Annotated in this window: 12 protein-coding genes; 2 read left to right on the forward strand and 10 right to left on the reverse strand. The window is 66.2% G+C overall.

Annotated features, from left to right (window positions below):
- Nucleotides 1-137: 137 nt before the first annotated feature.
- The 4 genes from MJD61_22635 to MJD61_22650 form a co-directional block, all read right to left on the reverse strand.
- Complete coding sequence (locus tag MJD61_22635) at nt 138-1,295, reverse strand: DegT/DnrJ/EryC1/StrS family aminotransferase (protein ID MCG8558057.1); 1,158 nt, start codon at nt 1,293-1,295, stop codon at nt 138-140.
- Nucleotides 1,292-1,888 carry an acetyltransferase gene (locus MJD61_22640; protein MCG8558058.1) on the reverse strand — a complete coding sequence of 199 codons (597 nt, stop codon included), beginning with the start codon at nt 1,886-1,888 and terminating at the stop codon, nt 1,292-1,294. Before MJD61_22640 ends, MJD61_22635 begins: the two co-directional genes overlap by 4 nt.
- Nucleotides 1,885-2,970, reverse strand: coding sequence for a Gfo/Idh/MocA family oxidoreductase (locus MJD61_22645; GenBank protein ID MCG8558059.1), 1,086 nt, complete (start codon nt 2,968-2,970; stop codon nt 1,885-1,887). The genes MJD61_22640 and MJD61_22645 overlap by 4 nt, the downstream gene beginning before the upstream one ends.
- Nucleotides 2,971-3,060: 90 nt before the next feature.
- Nucleotides 3,061-5,877: a DUF4388 domain-containing protein gene (locus tag MJD61_22650; protein ID MCG8558060.1), complete on the reverse strand. Its 2,817-nt coding sequence runs from the start codon at nt 5,875-5,877 to the stop codon at nt 3,061-3,063.
- A 263-nt stretch (nt 5,878-6,140) separates the two neighbouring features.
- Between MJD61_22650 and MJD61_22655 the strand changes: the two genes are divergently transcribed.
- Nucleotides 6,141-6,557 (forward strand): IPT/TIG domain-containing protein, encoded by a 417-nt coding sequence (locus tag MJD61_22655; protein MCG8558061.1) that lies wholly within the window; start codon nt 6,141-6,143, stop codon nt 6,555-6,557.
- Between the two features lie 60 nt (nt 6,558-6,617).
- Here the strand turns inward: MJD61_22655 and leuS are convergent, their stop codons facing one another.
- From leuS to MJD61_22685, 6 genes are all read right to left on the reverse strand, one after another.
- Entirely contained in the window at nt 6,618-9,461 is a 2,844-nt protein-coding gene (leuS, locus tag MJD61_22660; protein ID MCG8558062.1) for a leucine--tRNA ligase, read from the reverse strand.
- The gene (locus tag MJD61_22665) at nt 9,418-11,772 is read right to left on the reverse strand and encodes a PBP1A family penicillin-binding protein (protein MCG8558063.1); all 2,355 of its coding nucleotides are present in this window, start codon (nt 11,770-11,772) and stop codon (nt 9,418-9,420) included. Before MJD61_22665 ends, leuS begins: the two co-directional genes overlap by 44 nt.
- Nucleotides 11,765-12,469: an RNA methyltransferase gene (locus MJD61_22670; GenBank protein ID MCG8558064.1), complete on the reverse strand. Its 705-nt coding sequence runs from the start codon at nt 12,467-12,469 to the stop codon at nt 11,765-11,767. Before MJD61_22670 ends, MJD61_22665 begins: the two co-directional genes overlap by 8 nt.
- 181 nt (nt 12,470-12,650) lie before the next feature.
- Nucleotides 12,651-13,133: a hypothetical protein gene (locus MJD61_22675; protein MCG8558065.1), complete on the reverse strand. Its 483-nt coding sequence runs from the start codon at nt 13,131-13,133 to the stop codon at nt 12,651-12,653.
- Nucleotides 13,134-13,241: 108 nt separating this feature from the next.
- A complete protein-coding gene (locus tag MJD61_22680; protein MCG8558066.1) occupies nt 13,242-13,817 on the reverse strand; it encodes a hypothetical protein in 576 nt (191 codons plus the stop codon).
- Nucleotides 13,818-13,820: 3 nt separating this feature from the next.
- Nucleotides 13,821-14,459 carry a sigma-70 family RNA polymerase sigma factor gene (locus MJD61_22685; protein MCG8558067.1) on the reverse strand — a complete coding sequence of 213 codons (639 nt, stop codon included), beginning with the start codon at nt 14,457-14,459 and terminating at the stop codon, nt 13,821-13,823.
- Nucleotides 14,460-14,582: 123 nt separating this feature from the next.
- On the opposite strand from MJD61_22685, the gene MJD61_22690 reads away from it, so the two are divergent.
- On the forward strand, nt 14,583-16,059 hold a 1,477-nt coding region (locus MJD61_22690), incomplete at its 3' end, for a UvrD-helicase domain-containing protein (GenBank protein MCG8558068.1).

The following is a 16,059-nucleotide window of genomic DNA, read 5'->3' on the forward strand; positions in this document are numbered from 1 at the left end:
CGGCGCCGGAGCGCCTGGCGCGTGCCCGTCTGAACCAACGTTGAGGGCTAGCCGCGTTCTCGTTTCCAGATCATCGTTCGGGGATCGCAGGAGCGCAGACACGAGCACTCCGCGTAGCCCCCGAGCCTCGGGGCGGGTCAGGTAGCGTCGCGTGAGCGCGCAGGGTGCTCGCTGGATAGAAAAGCCAGCACGCTATCGACGACGCGCCGGATCTGCGCCTGGGTCAATTCGGGAAAGATCGGCAGCGCCAGCACTTGCAGCGCCGCCTCTTCCGCCTTGGGCAGGATCCCGGCTCGATACCCGAGACCGGCAAAGCACTCCTGCAGATGCAACGGTTTGGGGTAGTAGATCTCGGAGCCGATCCGACGGGCTCCGAGATGCGCGCGCAGCGCGTCCCTGCGTGCGGTCCGAATCACGTACTGGTTGTAGACGTGCCCAGCCGTGGTGCGGGCCGGTGTGCGAAGAAGCTCGCCCGGCAGGCTCGCCTCGCGAAACCACGCGTCGTAGCATGCCGCATTGCGACGCCTGCCCTGAGTCCACTGCTCGAGATGCGGTAGCTTCACGCGCAGGATCGCGGCTTGTATGGCGTCCAACCTGAAGTTTCCACCGACATGGCGGTGAAAGTACTTTGGCTTGGCACCATGGACGCGCAAGACCCTCACCCGCTCGGCCAGGGCGTCGTCTTGCGTCAGCACCAACCCTCCATCGCCGAAGCAGCCCAGGTTCTTGGAGGGAAAGAAGGACAAGCAACCAAGGGTGCCCAGGCCGCCAACCATGCCCTGGTCGGTCCGCGCCCCTATTGCCTGGGCCGCATCCTCGATCACAGGCAACCCATGCCGAGCGGCCACCTGCATCAGCGCAGTCATGTCGCATGGCTGTCCGAACAGATGCACGGGCAAGATCGCCCTGGTTCGCTCGGTCACGGCGGCGTTCACAAGGCCCGCGTCCAGGTTGTAGGTCAGGGGGTCGATGTCCACGAACACCGGTTTCGCTCCTACGCGTGCGATGCAGCCGGCGGCGGCAAAGAAGCTGAAGGGCGTGGTGATCACTTCGTCGCAAGGGCCGATTTCCAGAGCCATCAGGGAAACCAACAGCGCATCCGTGCCGCTCGAGACGCCGATGGCATGACGGCACCCCAGGTAACGGGCGATCTCGAGCTCGAAGGCCTCGAGCTCAGGTCCCATCACAAAGCGCTGACTCGCGACCACGCCTTCCATGACCTGGCGCAGCGAAGCACGCAGCGGCTCGTTATGCGCCTTCAGGTCGAGAAAAGGAACGGGCTCGTATTCGCTCATCCGCAGTCCGGGGGTGACAACAGCCGCACCGCCGTGGCACCGATGTCCAAGCTGGCACCGCACGAGGCGCACACGAAAGGAACGCGCTGGTCTCGTTCGCCGGCATCCGGCAACCGCCGGCCGCAACGACACACCCACCCGCTGCGACGAGCCGGGTTGGCGACCACCAGTGCATGGGCTGGGATGTCTTTGGTGACCACGGCGGCCGCACCCACGAAGCAGTAGGCGCCAAGCTCGTGGCCGCATACGATCACCGCACCCGCCCCCACGCTTGCGCCTCGTCGAACCAGCGTAGGGGCGAACGCGTCCTTTTGCTCGATGAAGGCACGCGGGCGCAGCACGTTTGTGAACACGCAGCCAGGGCCCAAAAAAACGTCATCCTCGATCCGGACACCCTCGTAGACGGAAACGTTGTTCTGGATCTTCGTCCGCTTGCCAATGCGCACCCCTTTTCCGACGAAGACGTTCTGGCCGAGCACGCTGCCGGCGCCGATGCGCGCGCCGCTGGACACATGTACAAAATGCCAGATGCGGGCCCCCTCTCCCAGCTCTACGTCATCGTCGATCACCGCGGTTTCGTGGACGTAGGTCATGCACCACCTCGAGACGTGGTGTTCGGTCGACCGCAGGCTGCAGCGGATGTCGCCAGACTCACCCTTGTGCCCGCTTGAGAAAGCGAACGGGTCGCCGCCTCCAGCACCCGCACCACGCTCAGCCCGGAGCGACCATCGCTCTTGGGAGGCTTGCGGGAACGAACTGCTTGAATGAACGCTTCACACTCGCGGCGGAGCGGTTCCGCCATGGCGAGCGCAGGAATCCGGATGTCTCCGGTACGTATGCGCACGCCCTCGGTATAGGAAAGCGCGTCCTTGGAGGCCTCTGCACCCTTGTCGTAGAGACTGAGCTTCTGGTCCGCGGAGGCATCGTCGAACACGGCCATCTTGCGCGAACCCACGACCGTCAGCCTGCGGGTCTTGTGCGGATCGAGCCAACTGACGTGGATGTGTGCGAGTCGATCACGCGGGTAGCGCAGCGTGGCGAACACGACGTCCTCGATGCGCTCTCGGGTCTGCAGAAACACACCGCCCGTGGCGCTCACCGACAGAGGCTCGTCGCCGAACAGGTAGCTCGCCACCGAAATGTCGTGCGGAGCAAGCGACCACCAGGCGTTTTCCCGCTGCCGCACGACGCCCAGGTTGAGGCGCTGCGCGTAGGTGTAGCGGACGTCACCCAGCTCCCCTCCTTCGACCAGCGCGTGCAGCGCTTCGACAGCCGGATGATAGAGCAGCAGATGACCCACCATGAGGATTCGCCCCCTTGCCTCGGCCAGGTCACAGAGCTCGGCGCTGGTTCGTTCCGACATGGTGAGCGGTTTCTCGACGAACACGTCCTTGCACGCGCTCAGGGCGATCTTCGCCAGCTCGTAATGCGAATCGACGTCCGTAGCGATTACTACCGCGCCGAGATCGGGGTCGGCCAGCGCCTGCTCGAATCGGTCCAGTGGGCGGATAGCCGGGAACTCACGTGCCACGCGTTGCAGCGCTGCCGCCGAATGGTCGCACACATAGCGCAACTGCGCCTGTGGCAAGGAAGCGAACGCGCGGACATGATTGCGTCCCCACCCGCCAGCGCCCACAACGGCCAGCACCACCTGGTCCGTGCCGTGTCCCGTCATCTGGGTTGAGCTTACCCCAATCTTCGCCCGTCAGGCGACGCACAACAGCCCAGAAACTCGGCTCGGATTCCCGGGCCGTCTTACCAGCGACTAGCGCGCCAGTTGACGGCACTCCTTGACGTACTGACCGCGACCCATCTCGACGCACTTGTGGTAGGCATCGCGCGCGCCGCTTCGGTCACGCATGGCCTGCCGTGCCGCACCCAACACGATCCAGCCCTCCGAGCTGGTCGGGTCGATTGCCACCGCACGCGCCGCGTGTTCCTCGGCCTGCTTGTTCTTTCCTCGATTGAGAAAATGAAAGGCCAGCTTGCTCAGCGCCTCGCCGGCGCCCGGGTTCAGCGCTATCGCCTGCCTGTACAGGTCGGGTGCTTCCTTGCGGCTGGCTTTCTGAGCTCGTTGCATCAGCTTCCTGTAGCGTTCCGAGACGTCGCTCGGCGTGGTGGTCCCCGGACCCGGGTCCGGAGACGGTGCGCTTGGCTGCGCCCCGGGATCCCCGTGGGCTTTGGCAGCAGCGCTCGGCTCGATGGGAGCCGGCTCCGCGAGCCGAGGCTGGGGGCGCGCAGGCTCGCGCAGCCCCTGGGCCCCGGCAGCAGGCATTCCAGGTGCGGCGGCCGCTGGCTGCGCGGGCTGCCGAGGGCGCGCGTCCTGCGTCGGGGAAGCGCCCTGCGTCGGGGAAGCGCCCTGCGTCGGGGAAGCGCCCTGCGTTGGGGAAGCGCCCTGCGTCGGGGAAGCGCCCTGCGTTGGGGAAGCCGTGGATTCCCCCTGGGCAGGCGGCGGCTCGGCAGCTGCGCGCTCCGCCGACCCGGGAGACGCAGCAGGGCTCTGTGCTTGCGGGACGGAATGCGCCGGTGCCGAGTCGCTCTGCGAGATGAACCAGCCGAGCAGGATCAAAACCGAAACGCCCAGCGTCGCCCAGGTAGCGATGATGGCGGGGCGAGAGGTCCTGGAGATCGGCAGCTTGGTGGGCAGATCCTCCCACACGGGCTCGGGCTCGCTCGAGAAGAAAGCCTCCGATTCGGCATCGTGCGCCGGGGGCGGATACGAGCTGCGCTCGGCGCCCTTGTACGGTGCAAGCTCACCCGAATCCTCGTCCAAGTAAGCCCCTGTGCGCGCGGATCCAGCTTCCGGCGACAGCGGGCCGGGCTCCGATGGCGGTGGTTGCGATGCAGCAGGGTGGCCCTGCATGGTGGGAATTCGCGAAGGCTGCGACCCACCATCGGGCTCGGGGTCCATCTGCGCCCGGGCGGGTGCGCGGGAGGGTAAGGCGGCCGCTTGCGTGGACGGTCGGCTGGCCCGCTCGTGCGCCGGTCGCGAAACCCTGGCGGGCTGAACACCGGGGGCTCGGGGTGGGGAAGCGGGGAACGTGTGCCTGCGGGTCTCGCCCGATGCAGCTTCGTCCGCGGCCGCAAGCGGCTCGCCTGTACGCCCGGGGGAATCGGTCGCGGCCGCCGCATCCGAGGTCCGGCCGGCCTCGGGCATGGAAAACGACGCCGTGTCCCGCCTGGGAGCGGTCGAATCGCGCGCCGGCGCGGGTACGCTGCCCGCCGGCGCCAGCACGTCCCCGATCGAGCTTGATAGCCGCCGCGTTCGTCGCGAGCGCCGGGTCACGCTTTCGCTCGGTTGCTCCAGGCCCTGCTGTTCCGTGCTCAGGGACGGCCGGGCCAAGCTCGACGAGCCTTCGAGCTCGAACGCGGCAACCGCATCTTGCCGGACCGCCTGCGGTGCGACCGCGGGACGCAGGGGGTCATCGGCCCGCAGGGGGTCATCGGCCCGCGAGGCGCGATCGGCCCGCAGGGGGTCATCGGCCCGCGGGTCTTCATCGGTTGGCAGCACGTCCCGAGCGGGTTCCGAAGCGGCCACGTCCCCCTGGTCATCGACCGGAGCCGGCTCCCCGGCAGGGCCGCCACCGGCCTCGCCCGGCTCAGCCTCGGAATCGCTCGGCAGGGACAAGGCACGGCTGCCCGCGGCCGAGGGACGCGAGGGGGGGCCCGACGGGGGTCTCGATGGCCGCAGGCGGCCCGTGGCGTAGACCAACCCCTCGAAGTAGAGCTTGGAGATGGCCGTGAGCGTCTCGAGATCGTCGCCCCCGCAGGCATCCACCACCTGCAAAACCGAACGCTTGCCGTCGAAGCGCTTGAGGATATCGTTGATCTCGTCGGGGATTTCGGCCAGCCGTTTCGACAGCTCCTTCTCGTTGACCTCGAAGACGCTCTCGAGCGGAGGCAGCTGCTCGAGCAGACGCCCCCACTCGTCCACCCGGCGCATGCCCTCCATCAGAATGGCCTGGGTCGATTCGGTTATCCGGGCGCTCGTCCGCACCGGTCGGAAGTCGATCTCAAAGCTGCCGTCGCTCCATAGAAGTGCGCGGTAGACGGCTTCGATCCCACCCAGATTGCCCAGCTCGGCGTCCAACAACTTGCCGTCGTTGAAGTAAACGGCTCCGCGGTAGCGGCCCGAGCTCAAGTAGAGCACCCCGGATTTCTTTCCGATCTCTATGGTCTGCAATAGATCCACGAGCCCCATGTCGGCCAGCGACCCACTGAACCGATCCTTGCCGGAGCGCGAATCACGCTGCTCGATGCCCTGGCGCTGCTTCCGCTGCAGGGCAAGCTTGACGCGAGCGATGACCTCTCGGATGTAGATGGGTTTGGTGAGGTAGTCTTCGACGCCGAGCTCGAGCCCCCGAATCTTGCTTTCCACAGATAGGTCGCTCGAAAGAAAGATGACGGGAATCTGCGACCAATCGTCGTTCCTTCCCATTTGCTCGACGAGCTCGAACCCGTCCATGCCCGACAGCCTTGTATCGGCGAGAATCAACGCCGGCTGCCCAAGCTCGAGCCACTCGAGCGCCCGATTGGCGTCGCCGCAGGCGGCCACGCTGAACCCCGCCTTACGGAGACTCACTTCGAGTACGCGCAGGCTCCGAGGATCAGCATCAACAAGCAGGAGGTTTTGTTTCACGGTGCCCCGGGTTGTTCAAAGTACGGAGAGTAGTTGAAGGCTTTACGAGCCCGCGTTGCCAACCGCTAGAGAGATAGCATACCGATTTCGCACGCTTTGTGCTCGTAGGCGGCCTGGCACCCCGGCCACCCCAGCGACCGCAGCCTTCCCGCACCCTCCGGGACGGCTTGACCACCGGGAGCGAGGTCGCCTATGGTGAGACGTAGATGCGCGCACACCCTACCGCAGTCCACGTGCTGGCTGGAGCGGTGCTGCTCGCCTACGGCGCGGCGTGCGATGGCGGAGGCACCACCAAGATCCTGGACATCGACCCCAGGGTCGGCCACACCAAGGGTGAGCAGCCCGTCAAGATCGTTGGGCAGAACTTCCGCAGCGACATCGGATACACCATCTTTTTCGGGACGCGCAAGGCGGGCTCGGTGACGATGTTCGACCCAGAAACGCTCGTCGCCACGACCCCTTCCCATGTCGATCCAGGCGACGTCGACATCACTATCCGCGCCGATGACGGGGGCGCCTGGCGGATCCCCGCTGGCTTCAAGTTCGAGAAGATGGCCGGCAGCGTGGTTGGCCGGATGGGAGAGGCTCAGGAGCACAAGAAGAAGGGCCACCTCAAGTTCTAGTGCCTGTCCGCAATGGCGCCATAGCGGCTTTCGTCCTCGGAGCGAAGTCTGGAAATCGCGCTAATCGGTGACGATGTTGACCATGCGGCCCGGCACCACGATCACGCGGCGGATGGTCTTGCCCTCGAGGCGCTGCTTTATGGCATCCTCGGAGAGCGCGGCCGCTTCGACGGCAGCCTGGTCGGAGTCTGCCGGCACCCGGATGCGCGCCCGGACTCTGCCCATGATGGAGACGGGCAGCTCGATCTCCCGTTCCCGGAGCTGAGCCTCGTCGTAGCTGGGCCACGCTTGCTGGCCGACTGCGGGCGGATGCCCCAACTTGGCCCATAGCTCTTCGGCGAAATGCGGCACAAAGGGGCTCAATACGCGTACAAGGCGCTCGAGCTGGTCGCGAGTCAAGCCCTTGGCTGCGCCGGCGAAATTGACGAACTTGATGATCGCCGCGATCGCGGTGTTGAACGCCAGCCGCTCGATGTCGTGCTCGACTTTGGCGACCGTCCGGTGCAGCTCGCGCTCGGTGGCCGCGTCGGCTACCGGCGCCAGCCGCAGCTCCCCGGTCGACTCGTCCACGGCCAGGCGCCACGCTCGCTGCAGGAACCTGAACAGACCTCCGATGTCCCGCGTGTTCCAGGGCTTGGAGGCTTCGAGCGGGCCCAGGTACATCTCGTAGAGCCGGAACGTGTCGGCGCCGTAGGCCGCGATCACGTCGTCGGGATTGATGACGTTCTTCAGCGCCTTGCTCATCTTGGCCACGATCTGCTGCACCGGTTCTCCGGTACCCGTCTCGATCCATCGGTCCGGTCCGGTCTCCTGCACCTCATCCACGGGGACAAGCGATTTGTCGGCCCGCTGGTAGGCGAAGCTGGTGATGAGTCCCTGGTGAAACAGCTTGCGGAACGGCTCGCGCGAGCGGACGTGGCCCAGATCGTGCAAGACCATGTGCCAAAAACGGGCATACAGAAGATGCAAGACCGCATGCTCCGCGCCGCCGATGTACAGGTCGACTCCCGTATCGGACAGCCAATAGTCGTCGGCCGGCCTGCCAACGGGCGCTTCCCGGTTGTCGGGATCGCAAAAACGCAGGAAGTACCAGCAGGAACCGGCCCAGCCGGGCATGGTGTTGGTCTCCCGCATTACCGGAGTCTCCGGGGTCAGGGCAGCGACGCCGGCATCGGCGGCCGTGGTGTTCAGCCAGTCGCGAGCTTTGGCAAGCAGCGGGCGCGGCTCATCCCTTTCCGGCGGGCGGTAGTCGCTCAGGTCGGGAAGCAACACGGGAAGCGCGTCTTCGCGTACAGGGTAATGCTCGCCTTGCTCGTCGAAGACAATGGGAAACGGCTCTCCCCAGTAGCGCTGGCGACTGAAAAGCCAGTCTCGCAGCTTGTAGTTCAGGCGCTGCCGGCCGAGGCCCCTATCGGCAAGCCAGGCCACGATGCGCAGCTTGGCCTCGGAGGTGGATAGTCCGTTGAGCGACACCTCGGCGTTTTCCGAAGCGATGCTCTCGCCCGCGCCAACGAAGCATCCTTCGGGTCGACCGCCGCCTGCGGGCTGCACTACACGCACCACCGGCAGGTTGAAGGCCAGGGCGAATTCCCGATCGCGCTCGTCGTGCCCCGGCACCGCCATGATGGCGCCGTGGCCGTAACCCATCAGCACGTAGTCGGCGATCCAGATCGGAATCCGCTCGCCGGTTGCCGGGTTGATCGCGCCTGCACCGCTGAAGACCCCGGTCTTGCGCTTGTCGGTTTGCCGCTCCCGATCCGAACGACCGCGTGCGGTAGCGACATAGTGCCTGATCGCCTCGCGCTGCTCGCACGGGCCGGGAGCTGCGAGCAACATCGGGACCAGAGGGTGCTCCGGCGCAAGCACCAGGTAGGTGGCCCCAAAGAGCGTGTCGGGCCGGGTCGTGTACACACGGACGTAGGATCTGCCTCCGATCGGCTCGGTCAGCGGAAAGTCGATCTCGGCACCTTCGCTACGGCCGATCCACGCGGCTTGCTTGAGCTTGGTCGCGTGCGGCCAGTCGAGCTCGTCGAGCCCCTCGAGCAGTCGTTCCGCATAGGCCGTGATGCGGAACAACCATTGCCTGAGCGGCCTGCGCACGACCGGAAACCCGCCTCGCTCGCTCTTCCCGTCGATGACCTCCTCGTTGGCCAACACGGTGCCCAACTTGGGGCACCAGTTGACCAGCTGCTCGCCGACGTACGCAAGGCGCCAGCTGTCGACGATCCGCTTTCGCTCGAGCGGGGTCAGGCTGTGCCAGCTCGGCGTGTCTTGATTCCGGCCGGCGTCGCCGTACTCGGCCGCGTCCGGGTTGGGCCTTACTGGACGCGCGCCGCGCTCGAACTCGCCGACTAGCTCGTCGATGGGGCGGGCACGCCCTTGCTCGGTGTCATAAAAGGCCGAATAGATCCTGAGGAAGATCCACTGCGTGAACCGGTAGTAGTCGGGATCGATCGTGCCGAGCTCGCGCCTCCAATCGTAGCTGAAACCGAAGCGCTTGAGCTGGCGCCGGAAGTTGTCGATGGCCTTGCGCGTGGTTAGCGCCGGGTGAACGCCGGTCTGGATCGCGTACTGTTCTGCTGGGAGGCCGAAAGCGTCCCAGCCCATCGGATGCAGCACGTTGAAACCGCGCATGCGCTTGTAACGCGAAACGATGTCGGTGGCGATGTATCCAAGGGGATGACCCACGTGAAGCCCTGCGCCGCTGGGGTAGGGAAACATGTCCAGGCAGTAGAACTTGGGCCGCTCTGCCACGAAGCCGGGCTCGCCGGGATTGGGCTGCCGGTGCGCTTCCTCTCGTTCCCACCTGGCCTGCCAGCGCGTTTCGATTTCGCCCGCGAGCTCGGCCGTGTAGCGGAAATCAAGGCACACTGCGGAACTGCTCCATGATAAAGGTGTTCGCATCCACCACATCAGGACGGCGAGCGGTCTGTGCGGGTACCGTGCCCGCGAGAAAAACCTCATCTATGGCGTTCTTCATGCCGGCGTACGCCAGAAGCCCGCTCTGCGGATCGATCCTCGCGGTCGTGATGCCCGCGGGCACGGGGAAACCCACCACCGGACCCTTTGCCGCCGCCTTCATGATGTCGAGCCAGATGGGCAAGGCGCTGCGCGCGCCGCCCTCGCGACGGCCCAGCGGACGATTGTCGTCGAAACCTACCCACACGCCTGCCACGATCGAGGGCGTGTAGCCGATGAACCAAGCGTCCCGCGCGTCGTTGCTCGTGCCGGTCTTGCCCGCCACGGGTCGGCCCAAGCGCTTGGCTGCGGCGCCGGTCCCGTCCTGCACCACGCTGGTGAGCATGCTCGTCACGAGGTAGGCCTCTGCGGCGCTCATCACGCTGCGCGCAGCCGGCGGCGCCGGCAGTGTCACCGGAGCGCCCGACGCATCGTTGACCGAACGAATCAGTCGGACCGGTTGCCAGCGCCCCCCTGCCGCAAACGTGGCATAGGCATTGGTCAGCTCGAGCGGCCGTACGGCGCTCGCGCCCAGGGCCAGCGCTATCGTGGGCTCGAGCTCGCTCCGGATCCCCAGCTCGCCAGCGAACTGCACGACCGCGGCCGGCGTCACCTCGCTCATGACCCGCACGGCCACGAGGTTGATCGAACGCGCCAAGGCGTCCCGTAGTCGAACGGCACCTCGGTAGCTCCAGGTCTCGTGGTTGCGGGGGCGCCACTGGTCATAGACTTCGGGCGCATCCACGACCAGCGAGGCGGGCGTGTAGCGACCGGAACGAAGCGCAACCGCGTACACGATTGGCTTGAAGGTGCTGCCGGGCTGGCGGAGCGCCTGCACGGCGCGGTTGAATCCGTAGCTCGCTTCGGAGCCGCCCACGAGCGCCAGCACGCCGCGCGTGCGAGGATCGACCACGATCGCCGCCCCTTCGGGACCCAGTTGCAGGCGCACCGGAACGGCAGCGTCCTGCTGCGCACTGCCTGCGGCCGGCAGCGGAGAAACCCGAAGCAAGGCGCCGATGTCCGCGAAAGCGCTCGCGCGCAATCCACCGGGGTTGTAGCGGCCGTGTTGCGCGAGATCGGCATAGGCGGCGTGGCCCCCCGCCTCGAGCAGCAGCCTACCCTCTTCGTCATCGGCCCCCGTGACCCGCGCGTCGTAGCTCGCTCCGGCTCGCAGCTCGCCGCTGCCCTTGCTCTTGACCCGCGCTTTACGAGATTTCTTGGCGGCAAAGGGTGCTCTCCAGCGCTGCCTCTTGTCGAGCGCGGTGAGGCCGCGCAAAAGGGCCGCGCGGGCTTCGCGCTGCAGCTCGAGATCGATCGTCGTGCGCACGGTGTAGCCGCCGGGCCCGGTCTCTTCCCGGCCGAGCACGCGCTGCAGCTCCGAGCGAACCATGCTCATGATTTCCGGTGCCGTTTCGGTACGCGCGGGGACCGGCCTGGATAGCTCGACTGGATGGGCGCGGGCCTGCCGGATCTGTTCGGGCGACAGGTCCGGCCAGTACTCCGCCCGCTTGCGCTCGAGCTGCTCGAGCACGTACAGCTGACGCTTGCGAGCCGCTGCCGGGTGCTTGAGCGGCGACAGCCGGCCGGGAGCCTGCGGAAGGCCTGCGATCAGACTCGCCTGCGCAAGCGTGAGTTCGTCGACCGCGCAGCCGAAATAGTAGCGTGCCGCTTCGGCAACGCCGTAGCGGCCGTGCCCAAAGTAGATGTGGTTGAGGTACAGGAACAGGATATCGTCCTTGGACAGCTTCTGTTCCAGTCTGCGGGCGAGCAGCAGCTCTCGAATCTTGCGTGCGTAGGTGCGTTCGGGGGTCAGCAACAGGTTTTTGACGATCTGCTGCGTAATCGTGCTGGCACCCTGGGGCGCACGATCGCTCACGAGGTTGCGTATCACGGCGCGCACGATGCCCAGGTAGTCGAGCCCTTCATGACGGTAGAAATCTGCGTCTTCGGCGGCCAACACCGATAACACGAGCACGCGGGGCACGCGCTCCATCGGCACGACGGTGCGGCGCTCTACGAAGAGCTCATCGATAAGGCGGTCGTTTCGGTCGAGCACGCGCGTAAGCTGCGGAGGCCGGTAGTCCGCGACGGACGGCACCTCGGGCAGACCACGTGCGTAGTAGATCAACGTCCCTGCCAGAGCGGACACGACGGCAACCCCAACCAGTGCTGCAACCAGCGCCGCTCGCCTGACGGATATGCGTCGAGCCCAGCCATCTCGCCCCCGCGCGCTCGCCTTGCCGTGGGTATCAGCCATGCTCGCCAGTGCGCTCCAGGTGCCGCTGGATGGCCCCAAGTGCGTCTCGCACCGATACCATCATGAAGCGGGCGGTCAACTCTTGCTGTTCGTGCAGGCCCAGATCACCCGGACGCGAAGCGGTCAACCTGGACAAGGCGATGGCAGCCGCCACGGACACGTTCAGGCTGGTCACGAAGCCCCGCATGGGGATCGCGAAACTGCCGTGGCTTCGAGCCCGCAACTCCTTGCTGGCTCCTGCGTGTTCGTTGCCGAACATCACAGCGACACGAGGACGGGAGCACAGCTGCGCCAGATCGAGCTCGCCCTCGGGATCCGCGACGAAGAGCTCGAAGCCGAGCTCCTCGAGGACGTCCGCACAGGCGCACGCGCTCGGGTGCTTCACCACATCGATCCAGTGTTGAGTGCCTTTGGCGACACGTGGCGCCGGAACAACTCCCCCCAGAGCCTCGATGGCATGCACTTGCTGGACACCGAAGGCATCGGCCGAACGCAGGATCGCGGCCGCATTGTGGGGGTCCCCCAGCCGCTCGACGCCCACCACGACGGAACCGACCCGCTGTGCCACCACCTGCTCGATCCGAGCGCGCCGCGCTCCGGTCAACATGGGGGCCAGGGCCTCGATGACAACCGAAGCGGGCGCGGGCAGTCGGGCTCCCACGGCCGTGCGCGCTCGCACCAAGCTAGTGTCCCGCATCCGAAATTCTGCACATAATCCGCCGGCCCTTGACGCCGCTCGCGCCATCGATCGCCTTGCGGCTACCTTCTTGAAATGGCGCTGCACTATATCGCAATTGAACAGCAGCCTGCGTCGATTCGATGACCCGAGCGCCGCCAATTGCTCGCCGACTTATGCACGTAATCACGGACGCAGGACACTAGCGACCGCCGCGGCTGCCCACCCGCACTCCGATGACCAGCATGCCACCCTGGTACTTTTGACCCGCGACAAAAAACGGCTCGCCCGGGGACGCCATCACCTCGAGCAGTCGGAGGTAGTCCTTTTGGTTTGCGCGATTGATCGAGACCCGCACCTTGTAGCGCCCATCCGGCATCCGTTGCAGCAGCTCCAGTTGTAGCCGGCGACCATTGGGCAGCCTACGGGTCGCCGGCTGACCCGCCTTGAGCACGACGCCGGGTCTGGACAGCACCTTCATCGACTTGAAGGCGCTGAAGGGCGGCTGCCGCAGCGCCGGGAGCGTGGCGAGACTGGCATCGATGGTTCCCGCCTGTTGCGAAGCCAGCACCACGATCACCTGAGCGTTTACCGAGGCTTGCGCCTGGGCTCGCTGCTCGACGCCCGAGCTCACAAGCAGGAGCGCCGCCGCAAAAAGCCAGGGTCTCGGGTGATGCGGTCTCATGATGGGCACCTTAGGTTCCGTCCGAGAATAACTCGATCGGCTGCGGCCGTGCAGGGCGGCTCGTGCGTGGAAAACCAGCATGCGGGCGCCCTAGTCCTGGTCCTGCTCCTACTCGCCGTGGTCATTGATCCACACTACCGGCGTCGCCCTGCCGTCGGCACCGAAGACCTCGAACAGCGTCCCAACGTGGTCGCCGAAGTCGACGACCACCACCTCCGAACCCTGACCGGTCAGCGAGGCCGGTTCGGTAGCGGATCCGACCGGCCTAGCCACCTCATCGCCCAGTTCCATCTCGGGAACAAAGAACGTGAGCAGCACCGCGGCGGCCATTACCGTCGCCCCGGCCACCGGCATCCAAACCTGCCGCTTTGGTGCCAAGCCGCCGATCCAGCTCCAAACGCGCTCGAGCAGGTTGGGCGCCGCGGGATGCGAGCGTGCCAGAGGCCCGGACTTCCCGGCAGCATGGCTCCGAACAGCCTCGATGCGGGCGAACAAGCCATCGGAGTCGAGGCTCTTTGCGGCGTCATCGCTCGCCGCCGTCATCAGCCGGCTCAGCCGCCTGAGCTGCTCGAGCCTGGCCGCGCTGAGGGGATCCGCGGCCAATTCGTGCTCGAGGTCGCTCGCCTCGGCACGAGACAGCTCCCCATCGAAGTAGCGCTGTAGGGCGTTGTCGTCGATCGCCATGGCTCAATCCCCGATCTCGAGCTCGCCCTCGAGGTAAGGGCCGAGCGCGGCCTGCATCTTCCGGCGCGCGTGAAACAGGCGGCTCATGATGGTCCCCTTGGGAACCTCGAGCACCTCCGCCATCTGCTCGTAGCTCAGTCCCTCGATCTCCCGCAGCACGAGCACGGCCCGGTGATGGGTCGGCAGGCTCTGCAAGGCCGTCTGGATTTGCTGCGTCAGCTCGCGCCGGGCCACGGTTCGGGTCGGGCTCCCGTCCGCCGGGCCCGAGAGCAAAGGCCCGGCAGCCGCGGCCCCAACCCGCTCGTCCAGGGCTACCTTCGAGATGTTCTTGCCACGGCGCAAATGGTCTATACCGAGGTTCATGACGATCCGGTACAGCCAGGTATAGAAGCTCGAGCTGCCCTGAAACCTGCCGATGTGCTTGTGAACCTTGACGAAAGCGTCCTGGACGACATCCATCGCATCCTCTTGGTTTTTCACCACGCCCACGGCCACCGCGAAAGCACGCCGGTGATAACGGTCGAAAAGGACCCGGAAAGCCATCCGATCTCCCTGCTGGATCCGGCGCACGAGCTCTGCGTCCGCCGGCCCTGCCTGCACCTGTGTCTGGCTCTTAGACGCAGGCGATGCCGGAGCATTCACGGGTTCCGCCGCTTGAGCAGGCGCCTGCGCACTGGGTGCCGCCTTCATCAACCAAGCAAATTACCACGGCCGCAGGGAACGCCCTAGCCAGCGGCGAGCGGCTCGGGTAGGTTTGCTGCGTTCATGCACGACCTCGGCTTGCTCAACCAGCCCCAACAGGCAGCGGTGACCCACGGCTCGGGCCCGTTGCTGGTGTTCGCGGGCGCCGGGAGCGGTAAGACCCGCGTCATTACCCAGCGTGTGGCGCATCTGGTGAGTGAGGCGCAGGTGCCTGCGTGGCGCGTGCTCGCCGTTACCTTCACGAACAAGGCAGCGGCAGAGATGCGGCAGCGTCTGGCGGCTCTGCTTGGAGCCAGCGTGCAGCAGCTGTGGGTCGGCACCTTCCACGCTACCTGCGCTCGCCTGCTGCGGCGCCATCACGAGCGCTGCGGCGTTTTACGTGACTTCGTGATCTACGACGATGCGGACCAGCGGGCGCTGATCACTCGCCTGCTGCGGGAGCTGGGCCTGGACGAGCGACAGCTGGCGCCGAAATTCGTGGCCAGCCGCATCAACTGGGCCAAGCAAGAGGGACGAGCCCCCGAGGATGTGGGTGCCTGGGGGCCGTCCGCCGAGACGCTCAAGCAGCTGTACGTGAGCTACGAAGAGCGCATGGCCAGGGCGGGCGCGCTCGATTTCGGGGACCTCATCTACCGTGTCGTGCGCAGCATGCGCTCCGACCCGGACTTCCTCGCGACCCTGCGCAGCAGGTACGACCACGTCCTGGTGGACGAGTTCCAGGACGCCAACAGGGTGCAGTTCGAGCTGGTACGCGAGTTGTGTGCAGAGCACCGCAACCTGTGCGTGGTCGGAGACGACGACCAGAGCATCTACCGCTGGCGGGGTGCCGATCGCCGCAACATCCTGGATTTCCGCAAGACGTTCCCGGACGCGACCGTAGTCAAGCTCGAGCAGAACTACCGCTCCACTCGGCGCATCTTGAGGGTCGCGCACGCGGTCATATCGCGCAACTGCGATCGCGAGCCCAAACGATTGTGGACCGAAAACGAGCTGGGACTGGCCATCAAGCTGTGCTGCTGCTGGGATGAGCGCGCCGAGGCCGAGTTCGTGCTCAGGACCGTAGGAGAGCTAACGAGCCGCGGCCACCGGCTGTCGGACATGGCGCTGCTCTACAGGACCCACGCGCAATCGAGGGCCTTCGAAGAGAAACTGCGCGCCGCCAACGTCGACTACCGCGTGGTTGGAGGCACGCGCTTTTACGAACGGGCCGAAGTCAAGGACGTGCTGGCCTACCTGCGCTTGCTTCAGAACCCGCAGGACGACATCAGCTTGCTGCGGGTCATCAACACGCCGCCCAGGGGTATCGGTCAGACCACGCTGGAACGACTTCAAGGCGAGGCGGCCCAGGCCAAGCGCAGCCTGTGGGAGCAGGTCGAGCTGTCGGCACGAGACAGCGGCTTCGGCAAGGCGGTGCGCTCTCGCCTGCGTGCCTTCGCAGATCTGATGCGGCAGATGAGCGACGAGAGCCGGGATCAGGGGCCGGCCGCGGCGGTAGAGCTCGTGCTGCAGCGCACGGGCTACCTTCCCTGGCTGGAGGCGC

The organism is Pseudomonadota bacterium, from assembly GCA_022361155.1.
In the GTDB taxonomy this organism is placed as follows: Bacteria; Myxococcota_A; Polyangia; order Polyangiales; family JAKSBK01; genus JAKSBK01.